This is a genomic window from Leptolyngbya sp. PL-A3 (assembly GCF_039962325.1).
Classification (GTDB): domain Bacteria; phylum Cyanobacteriota; class Cyanobacteriia; order Elainellales; family Elainellaceae; genus Vacuolonema.
The window spans coordinates 79243-101765 of record NZ_JAMPLB010000007.1 but is presented as its reverse complement, the minus strand read 5'-3'; the positions used below and the strand labels follow the sequence as shown (position 1 = coordinate 101765).

The following is a 22523-nucleotide window of genomic DNA, read 5'->3' as shown; positions in this document are numbered from 1 at the left end:
TCTTAATGACTATCAAAAAAATGGTTCTATCGTTTTTAATGCAATGTAAAATATGAGTTTAAAATTCATGTTCTTTTAAGGTTTTATATTTTTCGTTTCCAGATTTCAAAAGGTTTCGAGGTTTCTGGCTCATCAAAATTCATTGACGGCTGGCGATGATAATGCCTGCCATAATAAATCCAAGACCAATACCCTTTGAAAGGGTGAGAGTTTCATGGAAGAAGATAGATCCTAAGATAAGAATTAAAGCAAAGGAAAGACTCATAAATGGGTAAGCATAGCTAATCGGAAATTTAGTCATTGCGGCCATCCAGGACAGCCCTGCTAGAAAGGTTAAAAATACGCTCAGGATAATCCATGGATTAATCAGGAGACGTAGCATAAAGATAACTTTCTCCGGCACTCCTTCTGGCAGAGCTCCAACCATATTCATTTGCCATTTAACGATGATTTGACTCAAAACTCCAAAGAGAATTGAGGCAAAGATATAACCGTGGCTCATTAGGTTCTCCTGGATAAGAGATTAAGTAGCTTTTGCTTCAACATAGGTAACCAGTGAATTTGGATGGCGTCGGTTTAGCTTTTGAAGCAGGTGGAAGGGGGTAAGGGTATATTCGTTCAGAAGCAAGTTTAGAACGGATGGGAAGGTTGTTTTAAACTGAACATCGCGATCGCCCGACGCCACCGTCCTTGCCTGCATATCCAAAACTTTTTTTCGAGACTCAGCACGATTCACCAGGAAGTTTGAAATTGGTAGTAACAGGTTTGACAGTGGGTAAGTCAAACCTGCTATATGTTCGATCTTCCAGCCGAATTCGTTCAGGCGATTATGGAGTCTTTCAAAGGTATATCGTCTGTAGTGCCCTGCAATTTCATCTTCAATTCCCCAGTTATTTGGTGAAGATGGCACAAATAGAACTGCGGTTCCTTGAGGGTTTAGAAACTCTCGACACTGGTCAAAATAGCGCTTTTCATCTGCCTCATTGAAATGCTCAAGAACCATGCAAGATATGACCATGTCAACGGTATGCAAAGGTTGGCTGTGGAGCCAATCTTTGCATTGAATGTTATATTGACCACTTTTAATATATGGCTGGTTAATTTGAGAGGCAATGGCGAGCGATCGCTCATTTAAATCATACCCAACTCCTTGCCATCCCTGTTCCAACAGCACTCTTGATAAAATGCCATGCCCTGTACCAATCTCGATAAAAGAACCGGGCTTCAAGTAGCGTAAACGCTCCTTGAAATACATATGTTGAAGAATAGTTCCGGGAGGTAGGGGAGATGACATGAATCCCTCTTGAAAGCAGTTTGAGAATGTTTATGAAGGTTGATTGTCGAATTAGAACGACACGAAAAAGGTTTTTTTCAGCTCGGCTTTACCTGATTTTTGATTCGATCTATCCCTGCCCTGCACGATACAGGCGTTTTTCAGATGGTTGGTAATATTCATCCAGGCTGGTCACGACACGGGTGTACCACCCTAAAAGTTGTTGGGTTCTTGCGGGTAATGCTCCTTCTTTAAAAAGGCCTGGGTTATTTAAAGCCCGGCAGTAATCAATTTGCTGCTTAAAGTATGAGCGGGTGAACTGATGATTAATGCCTAAACGATCCTGGCCTGATACATTCATCCCCGCAGCATGCCAGAGGGTTGAGTCAAATACTATCATCGAACCTGCTGGGCACTCGATAGGTAACGCGTTTTGATGGCAATAATCCTTATCGGGAGAGGAAAGTTTCTGATGGGATCCAGGAACTACCAATGTTCCCCCATTTGTATGGGTAAAGTCACTAATCGTAAACATCACGTTGATGGAAGCCATGTAGCCATTTAGGACACGCCGAAAGTCCTGGTGAAACTGATTTTGGAAAACTTTTGGCGTTTCTCCTGGTGGAAATGGAGGCAAAATAAATCCATTTTGGAGATGCAAGATACAAGTTTCTGATACAGTTGCATCAATAATAGACAGAACTTCTGGGAGTTGTAAAAACTTGAGGAAAAACGGGTCAAATAGCATCATTAAACGCAAGATGCCGAGTTCCCCAGCTTGATGAAGCCTGTCTTTTCCCACCTCAGCCCAAATCTTTTGCTGAACGGTGTATAGGCGATCGCGGCACTCTTCAACAAAAGCTGGTTCTAAAACATTTTCAACGACGCTAAAACCTACGTAACTAATTTGTTCTAGTGCGACGGGTAGCCAGTTCTGAGTTGTTGTTAGATGCTGATTTACTGTCATCTTACGTTATGTATTGGATTCTAATACTGCCAGACCCATGCCTGTTTTTCCATAAGCATTGCCGTTGTAAACCATGTAGCGATCGCCTTTATGGTCAAAAACATTTGGATACTCAACGGTTTCTGAATCCCACCCAGAGTCAGAAACCGTAATACCCACCTGTTCGTCCAATCGCGTCCAGTTAACCCCGTCCTCAGACTCAGCATATCCAATGCGATAGCTTTTTCCCCGATAGGAGTACCACATGCGATAAAGCCCCGGCTCTTTGATGACGCAGGGTTTAGACATGGCATACTCATCATCCGACTTAAAAGGAATGGCAATTCGTCCTTCTCGGTGCCAATTAACGCCATCTGGAGACTCGGCGTACTTTAGCAAGTGCGCCATATCAGTTTGTTCGGTGCCCCACTTCAGGTTAGAGCCGTACCACATACGCCAAAGGTCACCATCTTTGATGACCCAGGGATAGGAAATGGAAAAGGGATCAACGGCATGACGATCCAGCAAAGGAGCCTGAGAAAAACGTTCAAAGGCAATTGATGAAGTTGGGCTAATAGCTAACCCAATACTATTCCGCCAGGGAACTGTTACGCCCAAATTCCAACCTAGATAGTAGAGATATCGCTTTTCCCCAACCGTAACCAAGCAACCCATAGATGCACCACTATCATCAAAAGTGCCCAATTCGCCCGGACTTAAAATCGGTTGTTTGGCAATCTCCAGTATTTTATCGGGTTCATTTAAGTTAATAACAACATAGCCAATGCTAGAACGGTTTTGGGCATCTCGGCAGCTAAAGTAAATGCGATAGAGATCCTCCTCTAAATGTTCTGCTACCGCATTGGCAGCATGAGAAATCATCCACTCGTACTGATTGTTTGGGCAGAATATTAAACCCAACTTTCTCCACTTCATTATCGACCTCCTAAAGTTTTCGCAAGCGATGACTTGGAACCTTAGAAAGTTCTGCCCCTGGAGTTGTGTAAACTTCGCTTTCCTGCGTATCTTTAAGAATCAAGGAGCCTGCACCAATGACACAATAGGCTCCTACCGTGATATGGTCACGGAGGGTTGAGTTCACACCAATAAATGTGTTTTTCCCAACCTTTACACCACCAGAAATGACAACATGAGATGTGATGAAACAATTATCTTCAATCTCAGCATGGTGTCCGATATGGTTGCCGCTCCAAAGAGTGACATTATTGCCAATCTTGACGAAAGGTTGAATGGTATTGTCTTCAAAAATAAAGCAGTTATCTCCAATTTGGGTATCACCCCAGTGGGTTGCCCTTGAACTGATATAGCTGATGAGTGAGTAGCCTTTTGCTTTTGCTTGCTCATACTTCTCTGTTCGTACCTGGTTCAGCTTTGCATAGCTGACTGCAATAAACATAGTGTATTTGCCAGGAGTATAGTGCTGCTCAACCTCTTCAAAAGCAACCACTGGCAAACCACAGAACGTACGATCCGAGAGATATTCTCGATTAACGGTAAATGCAACAACCTCATGTTCGCTATCATGGGCTAAATAAAAATGGGCGATCTGGGCAATATCCCCAGTGCCAAATATAACAACCTTACTCATCTACGAAAGCCCTTTTAGATCAGAAAACAAATAATTAACTTTGGTCACTTTTACTTTCGAACCAAAATAGTAAACTCGTATAAGTTGTAATCGTGTAAAAGTGCTACGTTTCTAGAAAAATTCCGTTTGCAATAATCAAAGTAAAAGCAAGGGTCAGCGTAATAGAGGTTATCTCGCATATATTCTGGGTCTGAGTAGCTAGTTAAAACGTTAAACGAAAAACCTTTATAACTTAAATCATTAAGTTGATGCAAAATTGAGAGTACATACTTCTTCCAGTCATGCGTAGAGTATTGCAGCTTGACATTTAAGATTCCGCTAGCCACTGTGTAGTCAGCGATTTCAGAAAAGCCACTTCCTGATAAAAACTGACAGTTTTCAAAGTTGCCATAGCGAGCGTGGCACAACTTGATCATCTCTTCAGAAAGGTCAAACCCTGTGTAATGAAAGGAAAGATTGCGTCGGGCCATGTATTCAAATAAATACCCATATCCACATCCGAAATCATTTAGACTAAAGCTTGAATCCTGCTCACAAATCTTGAGTAATTGATCAAACCGTAATTCTTGAGATTCTAAGGAATTCCAATCGACGCCTTTAGGAACTGTGCCAAAGGTGAGTACCTTCTCGGTGTAGTAAGTATTAACATCCTGCTGTAAAGAATCAAAAGAATTAGTCATTTTTGCTTCAAGGAGTGCTGATAGATTTCTCGAATAATAGAATAGGGGCGTTGCTTTGTCTCGATAAAAATTTTGGAGATGTAAATTCCAATGATCCCTAAGAAGGAAATAATTAAACCTCCAATAAACCATATAGAAACAATAAGGGATGTCCATCCCTCAAGACCGATACCAAATAATATCTTTCGAGCAACTAAATCTAGGATGCAATAAGCAGAAATAGACGAGATAAGCAGACCTAGGTAGAAAATAAAGATAAGGGGTCTATTACTGAAGGATGTTACGGCATTGATCAGAATTCCAAGCTTTTTAGAAAAGTTGTAAGTTGTTTCACCTTTCGAGTGTTTAATAATCGTAAGGGAAACTTGTTTATAGCCAGTAATGTACCAAATCCCAGCCATATCCAATTCTCGTTCCCGATGCCGAAGTAAGCTTTTAACGTAGCGTCGGGTCATTAAACGAACTGTAACAACGTTTTTAGGAAAATCAATACCCGAGAGTTGTCTGAGAAGGCGATAGTATATAGCACCTGTAACTTTCTCAAACCAGTTGCCCTTCCTATTCTTTTGAACTCCGTAGACAACATCACAGTCTAGCTCCATGCGCTTTTGGTAGAACACATCAAGCAGCTCAGGTTCTTCCTCGAGATCACAATCGATAAGAAAGACAAGCTTTCCTCTAGCATGGGATAAGCCAGTCATCATAGCCTTGTGATGGCCAAAGTTCCGTGAAAGATCGAGAACTCGGACTTTTGAGTCATTCTCATAAAGTTTGACAGCAATATCTAACGAGTTATCGGGGGACCCGTCATTAACAAAAATAATTTCATAGGAACTAGTAATTTTCTGAGCTTCATCTGCAACCCGTTCATAGAACTCCTGCAGGTATGGAGCGGAACCATACATAGTTGTAACAATTGATAGATCCATAATCAAAAACTTTTCATAAATTTAGATGCTTGATCACCTTCATTAAAAAGCAAATCAAGAATGCTTACAGCGTGATCAAACGGTGGAAAACGTTGATCATATTCGGGATAGCCTGAGTAGTCAAAAAAAGTAACCTTAAGCCTTGCCTGAGTAAACTGATTAAGATCCATATAATCTTTTGCAGAGGGGCCGGAAATATAATGGGTTCCCCCTGCTTGCTTGCAAAGGCTAATCAAACGCTCATTTTTCCCATCTACGATTTCATAGTTAGATGACCATGAAATCTGTGTTTTGATACCCAAGAAATCACAAATCTGGGTGATAAAAAGATGATTAACTTTACTTAAGTAGTGCTGCTGGCTAGCTATTTCATAAAGCTGCCAAAACATATCTTTTATGTCCAAGAAATATTTGGATTTACTGTAGTTATGGGTTAACGTTTTCCAATGTTCCATTGCCCAATCGTCACTAGCCACTGTTGTTTCATTAATTTTTTGATAATACTTTCCTTTTACGTTGACTGGAATTGTGAGCCATTCTGTTCCTTTCGAGGTTTTGATTTTATTACGATTACGCCAGTCACGCCGTGTGTATTGCATGTCATCAAATAGGATGAACTCATCAACGGAGTTGATCAGGTCAAAATATCCTTTCCAGGGGATGTAATTAGACTGAACAATAGCAATTTTCTTATCCATACTTCCAGTCAAAATACTGTATCGTCAAACTTCAAATATCCACTAATTAACAGCTACCTGAAACACTAAGTCATTAAGATAACGCTGCATGCAAAACCTGCAAAATCCTGTCTTGTTCCTCCTCTTTCAGGCCAAAGTAAAGGGGCAAAGTAATGGCTTCCCGATAGTATTGCTCGGCTTGAGGAAAGTTCCCCCAAGTAAAGCCTAGGCGTTGGTAGTAGGGTTGGGTGTGAACGGGAATGTAGTGGAGATTGACACCAATGTTTGCAGTTCGTAGTTCCTCAAATACTTGTCGGTGGGTTTTCTGAATTTTGTCTAAATGTAAGCGAATGACGTAGAGGTGCCAACTTGGTTCGGTATCGGTATGTTCCCAAGGAAGGGTGATCGGGAGGTCGGAGAGGAGTGTTTGGTAGCGATCGCACAACTCCCTCCGTCTCTCCACAAACTCGTCCAGCCGTGCCATTTGGCTGGCTCCCAAAGCAGCTTGAATATCGGTCATGCGGTAGTGATAGCCCAACTCAATCTGCTCGTAGTACCAGGGGCCAGGGGATTCCCCTTGTAGATGAGCTGGATCACGGGTAATGCCATGGGTGCGCAGGCGAATCAGTTTTTCGTACAGATCATCCCGATTCGTCAGCACCATTCCGCCTTCCCCGGTGGTGATAATTTTAACGGGATGGAAACTGAAGACAGTCATATCGGAAAACTGGCAGGAACCCAGGGGTTGCCCCTTGTATGTACCACCGATGCCGTGGGCCGCATCCTCAATGATGGTAAAACCATAACGTTTGGATAAAGCATGAATGGCGTTCATCTCACAGGATTGCCCCGCGAAATGAACGGGAATGACCACCTTCGGCAACGAATTGGCTTGCTCCGCTTTCTGAAGCTTCTCTTCGAGTTCTGCGACCGAAAGGTTATAGGTGCGGGGGTCGATATCCACAAAATCAACGGTGGCACCGCAGTAAAGGCCACAGTTGGCGGAGGCAACAAAGGTGTTGGGAGAAGTCCAGAGGCGATCGCCTTCCCCTAACCCTGCCGCCAAACACGCGATGTGGAGGGCAGCGGTGGCACTGGCGACAGCAACAGCATACTTGGCACCGCAGTAGTCGGCTACCCTGTGCTCAAAGTGGGCGATCGCCGGCCCCTGAGTAATCCAGTCCGATTGCAGCACCCGCACCACTGCTTCAATGTCGTCAGGGCTGATATCTTGTCGTCCGTAGGGGATGTAATCGGTCATGACTTCAACATGTCCAGCAATTCAGAACCTGTTAGCCACCAATCATTATTATCCGAACTGTATTGAAAGCCTGGGGGGACAGGCTTACCCTGTTCGCCCAGGGCATTTTCGGTGTAGTGGAAGCGATTGGGAAACTCAATGGTGGGTTGAATCACATAGTGGTCGGGAAATTCCAGGGTCAGATAGTCGGCTTCCGGAGGACACATTACCTCGTGGAGTTTTTCGCCAGGTCGGATACCGATGACCTTGATGGGAACGCCTGGGGCCAGGGTTTCTGCCAGGTCAAGCATGGTCATGGAGGGGATTTTGGGCACGAAAATTTCGCCGCCTCGCATCCGCTCGAAGCTTTTCAGTACGAAGTCGATGCCCTGGGGTAGGGTAATCCAGAAGCGAGTCATGCGGGGGTCAGTGATGGGAATTTCCGCTGCGCCTTCCTGCACCAGCTTCTGGAACAGCGGCACAACGGAGCCACGAGAGCCCACCACATTGCCGTAGCGCACCACCGAGAAGATGGGGCCACCTTCTCCGGAGAGGTTATTGGCCGCTACAAAAAGTTTGTCCGCGGCTAATTTGGTCGCCCCGTAGAGGTTGATTGGGTTGACGGCCTTATCGGTGGATAGGGCGATGACTTTTTTAACGCCGGTTTCCAGGGCAGCATCAATGACGTTATTGCCCCCCATGATGTTGGTTTTGATGCACTCCATGGGGTTGTATTCGGCAGCGGGAATCTGCTTCAGGGCGGCGGCATGGATGACGTAATCGACGCCCTTCATAGCGAGAATGAGGCGATCGCGATCGCGCACATCCCCGATGAAGTACCGCATCGCGGGACTATGGAACTCCTGGGCCATCTCATACTGCTTCAGCTCATCCCGCGAGTAAATGATGACCTTTTTGGGCGTGTACCGTTCTAGAAGCGTTTTCACGCACTGCTTCCCAAAGGAGCCCGTTCCACCTGTAATTAAAATGACTGAATTATCAAACACAAGCGCCTTCCCTTAACGGATCATCTCGATGCAGGGGCAAACCGTTACATTGTCCCGAATCCTTTACCAGGCAAAGGATTTGGCTGTGAAGGCAAATGGCTATTCGCCCTACTTAAGGACGAGGAGTCATCTGTCCCTACCACAGCACAACCGTTTTATTATGCTCCTATGTGGCACCTCAAGTCTGGTTAAAGAGGTCAGTTATGGAGAATGAACAGCCAGCTATTTTGGCAGACAGCCAAAAACCCAGAAGCCCAATGTTTTTGCAAACATCAGGTTTCTGGGGAACAACTGCAAAGAAATTTTTGAGGAGTCTACGACCCCTCGAAAATTTCTTGACAAAGTACTAGTTGCTACGGACTAGTAGGCTGCGGCCTAAGTTTGCATACTATGCTTTTGTGTGGGGTGCCTCGCACCCCACACAAAAGCATAGGTGATGGATTTCCGCCTCAGCGGACTAGAGCGATCGCCCCCATCCCTGGCAGCCTCGCTTCGAACTGACCGTCTCGGCCAACTCGTAGCCGCTCTGTACAAGATTCAGCTAGGAGGTTGCAGTACTCGCCAGCCGGTAAGCCCGTTTGGAAGCGATGGGTGAGGGGGCGACCATCTCGATTAATGACGACAAAACCGCGATCGCCCCGCCCAAATGCAATTTGATTGCTCCCGTTAGTCCACCAGTGGGTCAGGGGTTGACCATCGGTGCGGTTGCGGAAGCGAACCATGGGAGCAATCGTTGTCCAGTGATGCTCACATACCCACTCCTGGCCACAGGTCGTCGTGCCGTTGGCAAAGATTCGATGGGTGGTACCGTCCGGATCAGCGGGCGGCCCCTGGTCGGATGTTGTGAAGGGGTAGCTAGACATGACCTGGGGATAGCCGTAAGGAAAGGCCAGCATAAACACATTCGCCAGGCTGTAGAGACTGGCCTGTTTGTGGGTCAGGTAGGTACCACCACCGCCATGGCCTCGTTGTTTGTCGTGGTTGTCGATAAAAACAACGGCTTTATCAGCAGGCATCAACCCCCAGGATTCTCCTAGCGTTTCCAGTTGGGCCAGGTTTCGGTTGTTAAGCCCCAAAAAACTTTCCCCAACAATGTGGCCATACTCAAACTCAAACACATCGCCGTTGGGATAGTACTCTACTTTCTTGATCGCTTCGGTGCCTGGATCGATAACTTCTTGATACACATAGGGGTCAGGTTCCACCTGTTCGCGAAGATGTTCCAGAACAATACCCAATTCTTTTGCCCGGATGTGTTTAGCAGCGTCGATCCGGAATCCATCAATGCCCAGGTTAATGAGGTCCAGGAGATAGGCGCTAATCTGGCTTTGGACATAGGGAGAGGCCAGGTTTAAGTCTGCCAGACCCACCAGTTCGCACTGGGTCACAGTGTCGGAATCCTGATAAGTGTCGATATTACGGCGACAGGAATTAAAGTCAGGATCCCGATACAGGCCAGGATAGTCATATTTGGTAAAGCGGGTACCCGCACTGCCAACCCCAGAGCTAACTCCTGCCATGTGGTTAATGACAGCATCGGCATAGACCTGTACCCCAGCACCATGGCATCGACGGACCATATCAGCAAGTTGGGTGCGATCGCCGCTTCGGCTTACCAGCTTGTAACTGACGGGTTGATAGCGTTGCCACCAGGGAAATTGCTCGTCAGCCAACACCACGTGTTCTTGCGGTGGAGAAATTTGGACCGCAGCATAGCCATTGGGTCCCAGGAAGGTTTCACATTCCTGGGCGATGTCATCCCAACGCCATTCGAAAAGATGTACCAGTACAGTACGGGGAGATGGATCGGCTGACAAACCTGCAGGCGTGGCCCCGCGAAAGAAGTGTTTTGTACCCAAATTTACCTGGCCCAGGCTACAGCTTCCGGCCAGGGTCATCACCGTGATCAGTAGACTCACAAGTGTGATGCTTGACAACGGGCGCCAAAGGGACAGAAGGCCTGGGCGATCGCGGCGAAATCGGTGTACCAGCGGTAAACGATCCATAGAATAGGTAGTAAATGTACTGCACCCAGGCATGGGGGGTTCAACCACCCATTCTGGAACGTGCACCAGGCTAACTGCAAATTTTCCTGAAGTCAGGTGAGCTTACCCGGTACTCTGCATAGCCTGTTAGAGTTCTGTTATACGAGATCAGGGTTTTCTCTGACCACAGGTATCTGCATCCTGAACTTTTGTGACAGGGCTTACGGACCCCCAGAGCAATCTGGTGAGGGCAGATTGCTTTTGAAAAGCTGTGCAGAAGGGGGCTTCTCAAACGCAAGCTGCCCGTTCTATGCACGTAACGTTTTACAGCCAGAACTTACACATTTGTGTTGTGGGTGAGGTGCTTCGTACCCCACCCACAACACAAATGCGTAAGTTCTGACATCTTTCGGTGAACCCCGTGTGAATTTCATTAGAGGGAGTTGGGCAATCTTAGAGAGTGCTGATTTCCCAAAAGCGGCTATCCCCTAAAAAAACTCGTTACTAAGCACACCGACCGCGTTATAACTAGGTGCAGCCCTGGTGCAACTATATGGAAGTGCTTCTGGAATCGAGGGGACGTTACATTGCTGTGCAATGTTTCTCGAACAAGATTCTCAGAATCATTCGGATGATAGTTGGCTTCTTTGGGAAGGTATGGGGTGTCTACTGACATTTCCTCTTCAACTTCTGATGTGACCCGCGTTATGAACAAACGAGCTGTTCGCTTCGGCCGAATTTTGTTGGCAATTGGTGCAAGCCTCTCCGTGGTAGCGGTGTTGGAAGCGCATCAGGATATGGTAGGTGCGCGATCGCTAAATGAAACTTCCCAAGCAACCGGCGCAAGCCCATCAACGCTTCCCCCGGGCCTACCTCCCAGTGGCGCAATTCAATCCCCCCAGGGCACACAAGCCACGCCGCAGCAAGTCGCTCAGGCTCAACCGTCTGCAGGTGGTCAGGGCACGGCGGTCAGCACGGGTAATCCGAATGAACAGGGTCAGGGGTTGTCTAACCTGTCGGCCAACCAGATTGCCGCTGTTACCCGAGATAACCAGTGGTCAGGTGCTTCCTTCCCGCTGGAGCAATTTCAAGCGTACACCTCGCCCTTTGGCTATCGTCGCTCCATCGAAGGCTACAACTACAACGAGTTTCACTATGGTCTGGACATGGCAGCCCCCCGCGGCAGCTACATCCGCAACTGGTGGACAGGCACGGTTGTCGAAGTGTCGGATGACTCTAACTGCGGTACATCCGTGGTCGTCGAAGCCGGAAACTGGCTCAGCATTTTCTGCCACATGGAAGGGCGTGTCGAAGTATCTAATGGTCAGCGGGCCATGGTAGACCGAGATGGCGGCCTGCGGATTGTGGAAGGATCAACTGTACAAGCTGGGCAACGCGTCGGTCGGGTCGGCATGAGCGGCCGTACTACAGGCCCCCACCTGCATTGGGGTCTGAAGTACGACAATAACTGGGTTGACCCTGCGATGGTCTTGCGGGCTATGTACAGCAGCCAGCAAAACACCGCGTCTCGGCCCAACTAATCGTTCACTACGCTCAGTTGAAGAACCCGATATAGAAAATGCGCGGCGCTAAACGCCGCGCATTTTCTATATCTCAGTTGGATTAATTTTTGAGGCTGGCCGCTGCTTCTTTCAAGTCATCTAGCAGTTGCAGGGGAAGATGGAAGCTATTGAGGTGGGGGGCATGGTTGCTGCCCGTATTGGGGCCATGATAGTCACTACCGCCCGTTTTCACCAACCCGTACTGATTGCACCAGTCCTTCAGGACGGCAGACTGACCCGGACTGTGGGTTGGATGGTACACCTCTAACCCCATCAAGCCAGCGTCCATCAGGTCGCCGAGCACCTGGGCCACGTCGCCTCCCCGAAACAGATAGGGATGCGCCCACACCGGCACCGCACCGCACTCGCGCAATAGCTTTACCCCATCGATCGCTGAAAACTTTTCGTACTGCACATAGGCCGCTTTTCCATCAGCGAGGAAGCGATCGAACGCCTCTTCATAGCTTTTGACATGACCTGCTCCCACCAGTGCCTTAGCAACGTGGGGCCGACCGGGAGCCATGCCTTCGCCCATTTCGGGTAGGGTGACGGGGTAGCCTAACTGAGCTAATTTATCGATCATGGCCTGGGCACGGCGCTTGCGGCCATTCAGGCGATCGCCCAACGGCCCCTCCAACTTCTCCGGGTCTGGGTAAAACCCCAAAATATGCAGAGAGCGGTTCCCCCATACCGTACTCAACTCCAAACCTGGCACAATTTCCAGGTCATGATCGCTAGCAGCTTCGTAGGCTTCGGGCCAACCCGAAAGGGTGTCGTGATCCGTGATGGCAAGGGCTTTGACTCCGGAAGCGATCGCCTCCTTCACCAATTCGGTTGGAGTCAATGTGCCGTCAGAGAAGGTGGTGTGACAGTGCAGTTCAAGCATGGGAAGGGGGAGAGTAGATAGAAGGGGTTGCATTTTCGTGCGTGACGCACACGAAAATGCAACTAAAACGTTTACGCCAGTACCCAGTTCACCAGGGTACGCACGCCAAAGCCCGTACCGCCAGCGTTGTTGTAGCCGGTATCCTTATCAGTCCAGACGGGGCCTGCAATATCCAGGTGCAGCCAGGGGGTGTCCTTGACAAACTGCTTCAGGAAAAGGCTGGCAGAGATCGCGCCACCGGCCCGAGACCCTGTATTCTTCATGTCGGCCACGACCGATTTCATAGAGTCGAAGTACTTTTCTTCCATGGGCAGTTGCCAGAACTTTTCGCCGGAGAACTTGGAAGCTTCCATAAATTGTTCTGCCAATTCTGGATAAGGGCTGAACAAACCTCCGATGTCATCACCCAGGGCAACAATGCAAGCTCCGGTAAGGGTAGCCAGATCAACGATCGCCTCTACACCCAGCTTCTCAGCAAACACCAGGGCATCGGCCAGAGTGAGGCGGCCTTCTGCGTCGGTGTTGTTAATTTCAATGGTCTTGCCGTTGGAGGCCGTGAGGATATCACCGGGGTGCATGGCACGACCGCTGATCATGTTTTCAGTGACCGCGCTAATGAAGTGGACTTCCACATCGGGCTTGAGTTGGGCGATCGCCTTGGCAGCCCCAAAGGTTGCAGCGGCTCCCCCCATGTCGGTTTTCATCATCTCGATGCTGCTAGCACCCACCTTCAAATTAAGGCCACCGCTGTCAAAGGTTAGCCCTTTACCAACAATCGCAACCTTCTTGCGGGGCGTACCCTCAGGCCGGTAGGTGAGATGGACGAATTTGGGCGGCAGCTCGGAAGCCTGAGCGACTCCCAGGAAGGCACCCATACCCAATTTCTCACAGTCCTCTTTTTCCAGGATTTCAATATCCAGGCCGTATTCTTTGGCGATCGCCTCCGCCGTCTCTGCCAGCGTAATGGGGGTCACGATGTTAGCCGGAGCCGACACCAGTTCCCGCGCCAAAATTACACCGAGGGCAATCTGGCGAGCTTTGGTGAACGCGGCTTCCTGTCCGGCAAACCCCAGGAGCTCGATGCTCTCTAGCGTTGGATTTTTCTTGTCATCATCACCGGACTTGAAGCGATTGTCCTGGTGCAGGGTGAGTTCAATAGCTTCAGCGATCGCCTGCGCACTGGCAGCCGCATCTCCATTCCATACGGGCAGGCTCAGCCCCAAGGTTTTTACTTTTTCCTTCTGGGCCAGACGTACGGCCTTCGCGGTAGCCCGCCGTAGCCCTTCCAGTGTCAACTTCTCGGCTTTACCCAGGCCAACGACACCCACTTTACGGACCGGGCTGTTCGCACCCACACGGGTAACGGCTCCGCTTTCCGGCTTGCCTTTGAACTCAATTTCGCTGATCAATTCCTGTAACGTGCCCGACAACCGGCCATCCAGGGTTGACAGATCGCCTGTCAGTTCCGCGGCATCTTCCAGCAGACCAACAATTAAACAATCTCCCTGCCACTCAGCCCGGGGGGCATCAGTTCCACGTAGCTCCATAACGTTGCATCTATCCCGTTTCAACTTTTGTTACTTTCCAGTATCGATCATTGCGGCGGGGATGTGCGGCGACGAACAACGGGGTCCGGTTGGCAACCTTAATCAGGCCATTACACAAGTACCCACACGCCCTTTCCATGCGCTACCCTAATGCTGACGGTTCGCTTCTCTGTCTTTAGGCAGGTCTTCCATGACACCATCACGACGCAAGCTGGTTATCGCGGGTGCGGGTGCCTCCGCCCTGACATTGGGGGCTGTAGCTGCAACGGTTGTCGGTTTTGGGATACTGCCCTTTCCAGGGCTAATGCCAGCTCCCCAACCCAACCCTCAACTTGCAGACAATTCGGGTCAGCCTTCGGAGGTATTACCGCTGGTAAGCCTAAAAGCTCAAGAGCGAGAAGCGACTTTGCAGGCGATCGCCCAGCGCCCCAACTCGGTGGGTCAGGCCCATGCCAAGTTTTTGTTAGCCGCTGATTTGATTGCTCAAAACCGTGGGGGTGCCGCACTTCCCCTCCTGGATGGGCTGGAAAAAGATTATCCAATTCTGGCACCAGTCATTCTGGCCCGCCGGGCCCAGGCCCAAACCGCTACCGGAGATAGTGCCGCTGCTACGGCGACCTGGCAGACCCTCATTAAAGAGTATCCGGATAGCCCCATGACTGTGGATGCCCTGGAGGTGCTGGGTAAGACCGATCGCCGCTACTGGCAGGAAGCGATCGCCCGTTTCCCGGCCCACCCTCGCACCCTGCAACTGGTGCTAAACCAACTGGCAGAAAATCCTAACCAACCCCCATTACTCCTCCACCTGGCTCGCTATGGCGTAGATTTACCCGATATCAAAGGGGTTCTGGATCGGTTAGTGGCTGAATATAACGCTCAGCTCACACCGGAAGATTGGGAGGCGATCGCCTTCGCTTACTGGGAAAACATGCGCTACAACTCAGCGGGGAAAGCGTATGCCAAGGCTCCTCCAACTGCTGTGAATTTGTACCGGGCCGGACGAGGGGCCCACTTGGGCGATCGCCGTGCCGATGCCCTGGCCTACTACCAGAAAACCATTGATACCTTTCCAGATGCTCCAGAAACAGCCACCGCTCTGCTGCGTATGGCTGACTTGGCTCGCCCCGCCGAGCAAGGGATGCCTTATCTGGATCAAGTCATCCAGCGGTTCCCGAACCGGGCTGGGGATGCCTTGCTGAAGAAAGCACAGTTACTAGACGCACTCAACAGCCCAGACGCCGCAACGCAAGCACGAGAAACGCTGCTCAAACAGTTCAGCTCATCCGAGGCCGCGGGAGAACTACGCTGGGTGCTGACGGAAGGTCGAATGGCAGCAGGTGACCTGGCCGGAGCCCAAATTTGGGCGCAGCAATTGGTCGAGCAAAACCCTACCAGTGAGTATGCTCCAGAAGCAGCCTATTGGTTAGGCAAGTGGGCTCGGCAGCAGGGCAATGAGGCGGCAGCAAAGGTTGCCTTCGAGCGTGTGTTGCAGCGCTATCCCGAGTCTTACTACGCCTGGCGATCGGCTGTGATGTTGGGCTGGGATGTGGGCGACTTTACCACTGTGCGCTACCTGCAACCGGAAGTGCGCCCCCTCGATCATCGTCCCGTCCCCCCCGCTGGGTCAGACGTGGTCAAGGAGCTTTATCGCCTGGGGCAAGATCGGGAAGCTTACGCCTACTGGCAAACGGAATTTAAGAACCCTAAAGACCCAACGGTCGATGAGCAGTTTACCGATGGCTTGATGCGATTGGGTGTTCAGGACAACCTCAACGGCATTTTTATGATCTCGAGCTTGCAGAACCGGGAGGACCCGGCAGAACAGGCTCAGTATCAGGCCCTAAAGCAACAACCCGCTTTCTGGGAAGCTCTCTACCCCTTCCCCTTTGCCGACCTGATCGGAACCTGGTCACGGGAACGGCAGCTTAATCCCCTGCTCGTAACAGCCCTGATCCGTCAGGAATCTCGCTTCGAGCCCAAGATTGAGTCTGTGGCGGGAGCGATGGGGTTGATGCAAGTCATGCCCTCTACTGGAGAATGGATCGCGACCCAACTGGGGCTTACAGAGTATCGCCTGGATAACCCCAGTGACAACGTCAACCTGGGCACCTGGTATTTGGACTATACCCACGACACCTACAACGAGCATTCGTTGCTAGCCGTCGCTAGCTATAATGCTGGCCCTGGCGCCGTCGCAGGTTGGGTCGAGCGTTTCTCCTTAGATGATCCGGATCTCTTTGTTGAACAAATTCCCTACCCAGAAACCAAGGGCTATGTAGAATCTGTGTTTGCCAACTACTGGAATTACTTGCGGTTGTACAACCCAGCGATCGGCCAGCAACTCATCAATATTCAGGAAGCCAAGGGGTAACCGAAATAGGATGTGTATGTTGCACGCCTAAAAGTTGATTAACCCCGATTGAGGGAGAGCACGGTCGTGGGTACAGCGCCCTCCTTCCATTCGTTAGAGGTGTCATCCCGGACTGATGTTGCCTGCATCAACCATCAGCAGCCTTCTCGAATCGCGATTAACTCCTCGCGCACATTTCCCGGTGTGAACCCTAACGCCCGTGCCCGGCTAATATCGACCGAGACATCTGGAGGCCGGGGAGCCGGCATGGGTACATCCGATTGGGAGCAGGGCTGAATGAGGGTTTGAGGGAGGCCAAACACCTCTGCCATGATGAGACCAAATTCGTAGCGGGAGAGGCGATCGCCCCCACCCAGATGCAGAATTCCCGAGGCCTTCTCCAGAGCCAGCAACAACCCCGTGGCGGCGTCGCGCCCACTCAACGGTGAACGAAATTCATCGGTAAACAGCCGTATAGGTTCCCCCCGGCGAATTTGTTCCAGAAAGGTTTGCAGAAAACTGGGAGCCGTTGGAGCCGCCCCAAACATAAGCGACATACGACAGATAGCCGCCTGGGGATATCGGCGCAAAATCTCTTGTTCAGCCTCAAGCTTTTGTTTGCCATAGAGGCTGACCGGGGCAACCGGATCTGCTTCTCGATAGGGGGCGTGGTGCCCATCAAATACCAGATCCGTTGAGGTGAAGACATAGGGGATCGCAGCTTCAGCACAGAGTTCCGCCAGTTGTACGGAGGCGGTAACATTGATGGCGCGGCTTCCTTCCGGATCCATCTGACAGGCATTAGGTTTGGACTCAGCCGCTAAATGGATCACGCCGTCCGGTTGTAAGGTCTGGAAAAATGCCGCGATCGCCCCAAAATCTGTCAGATTCAGGGATTGGTTGTTGACACCTGAGATAGAAAGCGGGTGGCGATGGTAAGTGCCCGTCACCTGAAAGGTCGCCGCCGCCGCACGGCATACATACCATCCTAAAAAACCACTCGCCCCTGTTACCAGGAGCTGACGGGACGTTGGAGGAGAAGGCATGGATCAGGTAGTGCGTCAGGGTTTTGCAGGGTAAGCATTAGTAAACTTGCTCCCAGGGGACATCGGTCCAGAGGTTAATATAAGTATTGTTCAAGTCGTGACCGAACTTGATTATTTTTCGCACCCAACACTTGGTAAATCCCATGAATGCGTTGAATTTTGGTGGATGGATAGCGATCGCTATCACCCTGGTGAGCGGATTCAGCATGGCAGCAGAGGCCCAAGTATCCCAGCAAGACACCGAATCTACCCCGATAGAAGTGCTACAACCTGTCCCAGAAGCATCCGTCCCAGCCTCCGATGAAGTTACCCCTCCCAATAGCGTTGTCACGTCGCCTGATCAGCCTGCTTCATCTACGGTTCCCCTGTCTCCCAGTATTTCTCAGGTAGAATTGCCTTTTAGTGATGTATCACCTGATCATTGGGCCTATGAAGCATTGTTATTCCTTTCGACGGGTAGTCGCCAGTAGGTCGAAGGTAACCTCAACCCTCAAGAAGGAAATAGCGACCAACACGCTTCAACCCCGGACTCCAAATCTTTAGGTTGTCCTGTATCCAAGGTTGTATCCCCAAATCCATCTCAATTAAGGTTTTAAGTTCATGACAGCCCTTCTCCCAAATGATGCGACGCTCTGGTACACCCTTCCCGCCGACAAAGCGGTTGAAATACTCCAAAGCGATCGCCAACTGGGTCTTACATCGGCAGAAGTAGCCGAGCGTCAACAACTTTTCGGCCCGAATGAGCTCGAGGAATCCGGGGGGCGTAGTTCGTTCAGCATTCTGATTGATCAGTTCAAAAACATCATGCTGATCATGCTGATCGTGGTGGCGCTCATCTCCGGGATAATGGACTTGATTGACCTGCGTCAGGGGAATGTCAAAGCCAACGATATTCCGTTTAAGGACACCATTGCCATTCTGGCGATCGTGTTCTTGAACGGTCTTTTGGGGTACATGCAGGAAAGCCGGGCCGAAAAAGCATTGGCAGCCCTGAAAAATTTGTCGTCGCCCAAAGTGCGAGTGAACCGGGATGGTCGGCTCGCTGAAATTGACTCTAAAGATCTGGTACCCGGGGATGTGATGCTACTGGAGGCCGGAGTGCAGATTGCCGCCGATGGCCGGTTACTGGAGGCCAGTAGTTTACAGATCCGGGAGGCGGCCCTGACGGGTGAGGCCCATGCGGTTACCAAGCGGGTCGATGTAGATTTAGGGCCTGATACTCCGGTGGGCGATCGCCTCAACGCCGTGTTTCAGGGCACCGAGGTTGTTAATGGTCGGGGCACTGTGTTGGTCACCAACACAGGCATGAAAACGGAGCTTGGCAAAATTGCCACCATGTTGCAGTCGGTCGAAACGGAACCGACCCCTCTGCAACAACGGATGGATCAGCTCAGTAAAGTGCTCGTGACCGGGGCCATGCTTCTGGTAGGCGTGGTGCTTGGTGTCGGTTTACTCGTCTCTGGCTGGGGACAGTTCCGCGAACTCTTAGAAGTCTCTCTGAGTATGGCGGTGGCGGTGGTTCCCGAAGGTTTACCGGCTGTTATCACGGTCACTCTAGCCATTGGGACTCAGCGCATGGTGCGCCGCCATGCTCTCATTCGTAAGTTGCCTGCGGTGGAAACCCTGGGTTCAGTGACAACCATCTGCTCTGACAAAACGGGTACTTTGACCCAGAACAAAATGGTGGTGCAAGCGGCTCACCCCATTAGCGCATCCACCAGTATCACAGGTCACGGTTACATCCCAGAGGGCGAGTTTCAGCGAGATGGTCAGCGGATTGATCTTCAGAGCGATCGCGAACTCAACGCTCTGTTGGTAGCCTGTATGCTCTGCAATGATGCGGTATTGCAGAAAGAAAATGGTAACTGGATCATTATTGGGGACCCGACCGAAGGTTCCTTAGTGGTAGCCGCCGCAAAAGCCGGAATTGATCGTCATCTATTGGACGATAAGCTGAAGCGGGTTTCTGAGTTTCCCTTCTCCTCCGAGCGGAAGCGCATGAGCGTTATGGTCGAGACAGGGGGCACTGGCAAAGAGGCCGCTCTGGCCCTCCTACCCAACCGAGATAACCCCTCACCTTACACTCTCTTCTGTAAGGGTTCGCCAGAACTGGTGCTGGAGCGCTGCACACTCATCTTTAAAGGCGATCGCCCCCAACCCATCACCGAGGAGCAACGCCAACAAATTCTCGAAACCAACAACCGTCTTGCTGGCAAGGGTCTGCGGGTATTGGGCTTTGCCTACAAACCCCTGAATCAACTTCCCCCAGATGGTTCTGAAGCCGAGACAGAACAGAGCATGGTTTGGCTGGGTCTGGTGGATATGCTCGACGCCCCTCGTCCTGAGGTGCGAGATGCGGTGGCTCGCTGCCGCACAGCCGGGATTCGTCCCATCATGATTACGGGTGACCATCAGTTGACGGCTCAGGCGATCGCGGAAGACCTGGGCATTTCTCAACCAGGCGATGCGGTTCTGACAGGGCGCGAACTGGAAAAAATGAGCCCGGAAGACCTGGATCAGGAGGTGAAGCGGGTCAGCATCTATGCCCGAGTCTCGCCAGAACACAAGCTGCGGATTGTGCAGTCTCTCCAGCGGCAGGGCAAGATCGTCGCCATGACCGGAGACGGGGTGAACGACGCTCCCGCTCTAAAGCAAGCCGACATCGGGATTGCCATGGGTATTACGGGAACCGATGTGAGTAAAGAAGCCAGCGACACCGTATTGCTGGATGACAACTTCGCCACGATCGTAGCGGCTGTGGAAGAAGGCCGCGTAGTTTATACCAACGTTCGCCGCTTCATCAAATACATTCTGGGTTCCAACATTGGGGAAGTGTTAACGATCGCCGCCTCTCCCCTTCTGGCGGCGGGCGGTGTGCCTCTGACCCCACTTCAAATTCTCTGGATGAACCTGGTGACCGACGGTCTGCCTGCCCTCGCTCTAGCAGTTGAACCCGCCGAACCCAACGTCATGAACCGCCCACCCCACGATCCTCAGGAAAGCATTTTTGCTCGCGGGTTAGGAGCTTATATGATTCGGATTGGGATTGTATTGGGGATTATTGCGATCGCCTTGATGACGATCTCCTACTACTACACCACTCAACTGGCAACCGATGGCGACCCCGAGCGCTGGAAGACCATGGTGTTCACAACCCTTTGTATTGCTCAGATGGGCCATGCCCTGGCGATTCGCTCCAATACTCAATTGACCATCCAGTTGAATCCCTTGTCGAACCCCTATGTACTTGCGGCTGTTACCCTGACAACACTCCTGCAACTAGCCTTGATCTACGTGGAGCCCCTGCGCAACTTCTTTGGAACGCATTTGCTCAGTGGCACAGAGCTGATGATCTGTCTTGGATTTAGCGCACTGATGTTTGTTTGGGTCGAGATGGAGAAGTTATTCATCCGGTGGTACCACACCCGCAAGCATAGCTAACTCAAAGAGGGTGGAAGCGTTGCTTCCACCCTCTTTTTCTATGAGGCTGCGACATTGAAATGGCCAGCTTCACAGTTCACAAAAACCAATTACAGGCCAAATTCCAGTACCCTGATAGGGTTGCGCTCACCCAATATTGTCTGTTTCGGCCCGGGATGTTTCTGAAAACCCTTCATCTGCGGCAGTTCCGCAACTACCACGATCAGTTTGTGCAGTTTTTGGCACCCAAAACCATTCTCCTAGGGGAGAATGCTCAGGGGAAGTCAAATCTGCTGGAGTCGGTGGAGTTGCTGGCAACATTGCGATCGCACCGAGCCAGCCGCGATCGTGATCTGGTTCTGGAGGGGTGCGAGGAGGGCCGCATTGCCGCCACCCTGGAAAAGGAGACGGGTCCTGTGGACCTGGGGGTCGTGTTTCGGCGTAGCGGTCGTCGTACTCTCGTCGGTAATGGGCAAACGTTCAAGCGTCAGATCGACTACTTAGGAATCTTAAGTGCGGTTGAATTTTCCAGCCTGGACCTGGAATTGGTCCGTGGCGGGCCAACCTATCGCCGCAACTGGATTGATACCCTTTTAGTGCAACTGGAGCCAGTCTATGCGCATCTGTTGCAGCAATACAATCTGGTGCTGCGTCAGCGCAATGCTCTCTTGAAGCAGCAGAGCAAGCCCGAGGATATTCGCAAGCCTGATACGACAGAGTTAGCCGTTTGGGATGCACAACTCGCGACTTTGGGCACTCGGGTGATCCGACGCCGGGCTCGGGCGATCGCCCGCATTGCCCCGCTAGCAACGGTCTGGCATGGAAACATCAGCGATCAGCGAGAACACCTCCAGGTGGCGTATCAGCCCAACGTAGCGGCGGAAACCGATGACCCCGAGCAGATTCGGCAGGCATTTCTGGAGCGCATTCAGGAGCGGGCGATCGCGGAGCAAGTTCAGGGCACCTCTCTCGTGGGCCCGCATCGAGATGAAATTGAGTTTTCCATCGACCATACGCCTGCCCGCCAGTTTGGCTCTCAGGGGCAACAACGCACCCTCGTTCTCGCCCTCAAACTCGCCGAACTGAAGCTGATCGAGTCTGTCATTGGAGAGCCACCGCTGTTGCTGCTCGATGATGTGTTAGCAGAACTCGACCTCAATCGGCAGAACAAACTCCTGGATACAATTCAAGATCGGTTTCAAACCTTGATTACGACAACTCATCTGGGTTCATTTGATGCGCAGTGGCTCCAGTCATCGCAAATCTTGACCGTCAACCACGGTGGGGTCTCCATCCAATTTTAATTTCCAGACTTCTGTAATGCTGTGCGCATTGATTAAGTAAGGTAGGGTGGGGCACTTCGTGC

Annotated in this window: 19 protein-coding genes; 5 read left to right on the top strand and 14 right to left on the bottom strand. The window is 50.8% G+C overall.

The annotated features are described in order from the left end of the window. Window positions 1–139 precede the first annotated feature (139 nt). From NDI52_RS08005 to NDI52_RS07955, 11 genes are all read right to left on the bottom strand, one after another. The gene (locus NDI52_RS08005; protein ID WP_190774839.1) at window positions 140–502 is read right to left on the bottom strand and encodes an EamA family transporter; all 363 of its coding nucleotides are present in this window, start codon (window positions 500–502) and stop codon (window positions 140–142) included. Window positions 503–523: 21 nt separating this feature from the next. Continuing rightward, window positions 524–1294 (bottom strand): class I SAM-dependent methyltransferase, encoded by a 771-nt coding sequence (locus NDI52_RS08000; RefSeq protein ID WP_190774838.1) that lies wholly within the window; start codon window positions 1292–1294, stop codon window positions 524–526. A gap of 109 nt (window positions 1295–1403) precedes the next feature. Further along, window positions 1404–2240 carry a phytanoyl-CoA dioxygenase family protein gene (locus NDI52_RS07995; RefSeq protein WP_190774837.1) on the bottom strand — a complete coding sequence of 279 codons (837 nt, stop codon included), beginning with the start codon at window positions 2238–2240 and terminating at the stop codon, window positions 1404–1406. Between the two features lie 6 nt (window positions 2241–2246). After that, window positions 2247–3155, bottom strand: a complete 909-nt coding sequence (locus NDI52_RS07990; RefSeq protein ID WP_190774836.1) for a hypothetical protein — start codon at window positions 3153–3155, stop codon at window positions 2247–2249. Window positions 3156–3165: 10 nt separating this feature from the next. Then, window positions 3166–3828 (bottom strand): acetyltransferase, encoded by a 663-nt coding sequence (locus NDI52_RS07985; protein WP_190774835.1) that lies wholly within the window; start codon window positions 3826–3828, stop codon window positions 3166–3168. Window positions 3829–3878: 50 nt separating this feature from the next. Continuing rightward, entirely contained in the window at window positions 3879–4508 is a 630-nt protein-coding gene (locus tag NDI52_RS07980) for a class I SAM-dependent methyltransferase (RefSeq protein ID WP_190774834.1), read from the bottom strand. After that, window positions 4505–5437 (bottom strand): glycosyltransferase family 2 protein, encoded by a 933-nt coding sequence (locus NDI52_RS07975; RefSeq protein ID WP_190774833.1) that lies wholly within the window; start codon window positions 5435–5437, stop codon window positions 4505–4507. Before NDI52_RS07975 ends, NDI52_RS07980 begins: the two co-directional genes overlap by 4 nt. 2 nt (window positions 5438–5439) lie before the next feature. Continuing rightward, entirely contained in the window at window positions 5440–6135 is a 696-nt protein-coding gene (locus NDI52_RS07970; RefSeq protein ID WP_190774832.1) for a WbqC family protein, read from the bottom strand. Between the two features lie 73 nt (window positions 6136–6208). Next, the gene (gene pseC, locus NDI52_RS07965; protein ID WP_190774831.1) at window positions 6209–7375 is read right to left on the bottom strand and encodes a UDP-4-amino-4,6-dideoxy-N-acetyl-beta-L-altrosamine transaminase; all 1167 of its coding nucleotides are present in this window, start codon (window positions 7373–7375) and stop codon (window positions 6209–6211) included. Beyond that, window positions 7372–8361 carry a UDP-N-acetylglucosamine 4,6-dehydratase (inverting) gene (gene pseB / locus NDI52_RS07960; protein WP_190774830.1) on the bottom strand — a complete coding sequence of 330 codons (990 nt, stop codon included), beginning with the start codon at window positions 8359–8361 and terminating at the stop codon, window positions 7372–7374. The genes pseC and pseB overlap by 4 nt, the downstream gene beginning before the upstream one ends. Window positions 8362–8810: 449 nt before the next feature. Continuing rightward, window positions 8811–10367: an alpha-amylase family protein gene (locus NDI52_RS07955; RefSeq protein ID WP_242045987.1), complete on the bottom strand. Its 1557-nt coding sequence runs from the start codon at window positions 10365–10367 to the stop codon at window positions 8811–8813. A 992-nt stretch (window positions 10368–11359) separates the two neighbouring features. Between NDI52_RS07955 and NDI52_RS07950 the strand changes: the two genes are divergently transcribed. Then, window positions 11360–11887: a M23 family metallopeptidase gene (locus tag NDI52_RS07950; RefSeq protein WP_347280057.1), complete on the top strand. Its 528-nt coding sequence runs from the start codon at window positions 11360–11362 to the stop codon at window positions 11885–11887. Between the two features lie 82 nt (window positions 11888–11969). Here NDI52_RS07950 and NDI52_RS07945 read toward each other — a convergent pair whose 3' ends face one another. Then, on the bottom strand, window positions 11970–12794 hold the full coding sequence (locus tag NDI52_RS07945) for a PHP domain-containing protein (protein WP_190774829.1): 825 nt from the start codon (window positions 12792–12794) through the stop codon (window positions 11970–11972). A gap of 71 nt (window positions 12795–12865) precedes the next feature. Then, complete coding sequence (locus NDI52_RS07940; RefSeq protein ID WP_190774828.1) at window positions 12866–14341, bottom strand: leucyl aminopeptidase; 1476 nt, start codon at window positions 14339–14341, stop codon at window positions 12866–12868. A 190-nt stretch (window positions 14342–14531) separates the two neighbouring features. On the opposite strand from NDI52_RS07940, the gene NDI52_RS07935 reads away from it, so the two are divergent. After that, entirely contained in the window at window positions 14532–16712 is a 2181-nt protein-coding gene (locus tag NDI52_RS07935) for a transglycosylase SLT domain-containing protein (protein ID WP_190789415.1), read from the top strand. A 134-nt stretch (window positions 16713–16846) separates the two neighbouring features. Here NDI52_RS07935 and NDI52_RS07930 read toward each other — a convergent pair whose 3' ends face one another. After that, window positions 16847–17737 (bottom strand): NAD(P)-dependent oxidoreductase, encoded by an 891-nt coding sequence (locus NDI52_RS07930; protein WP_190774826.1) that lies wholly within the window; start codon window positions 17735–17737, stop codon window positions 16847–16849. A gap of 143 nt (window positions 17738–17880) precedes the next feature. On the opposite strand from NDI52_RS07930, the gene NDI52_RS07925 reads away from it, so the two are divergent. The 3 genes from NDI52_RS07925 to recF all read left to right on the top strand — a co-directional run bounded on the left by NDI52_RS07925 (window position 17881) and on the right by recF (window position 22461). Further along, entirely contained in the window at window positions 17881–18207 is a 327-nt protein-coding gene (locus tag NDI52_RS07925) for a hypothetical protein (protein WP_190774825.1), read from the top strand. A gap of 130 nt (window positions 18208–18337) precedes the next feature. Continuing rightward, window positions 18338–21178, top strand: a complete 2841-nt coding sequence (locus tag NDI52_RS07920; protein WP_190774824.1) for a cation-translocating P-type ATPase — start codon at window positions 18338–18340, stop codon at window positions 21176–21178. 155 nt (window positions 21179–21333) lie between these two features. Beyond that, window positions 21334–22461, top strand: coding sequence for a DNA replication/repair protein RecF (recF, locus tag NDI52_RS07915; protein ID WP_190774903.1), 1128 nt, complete (start codon window positions 21334–21336; stop codon window positions 22459–22461). Window positions 22462–22523 lie beyond the last annotated feature (62 nt).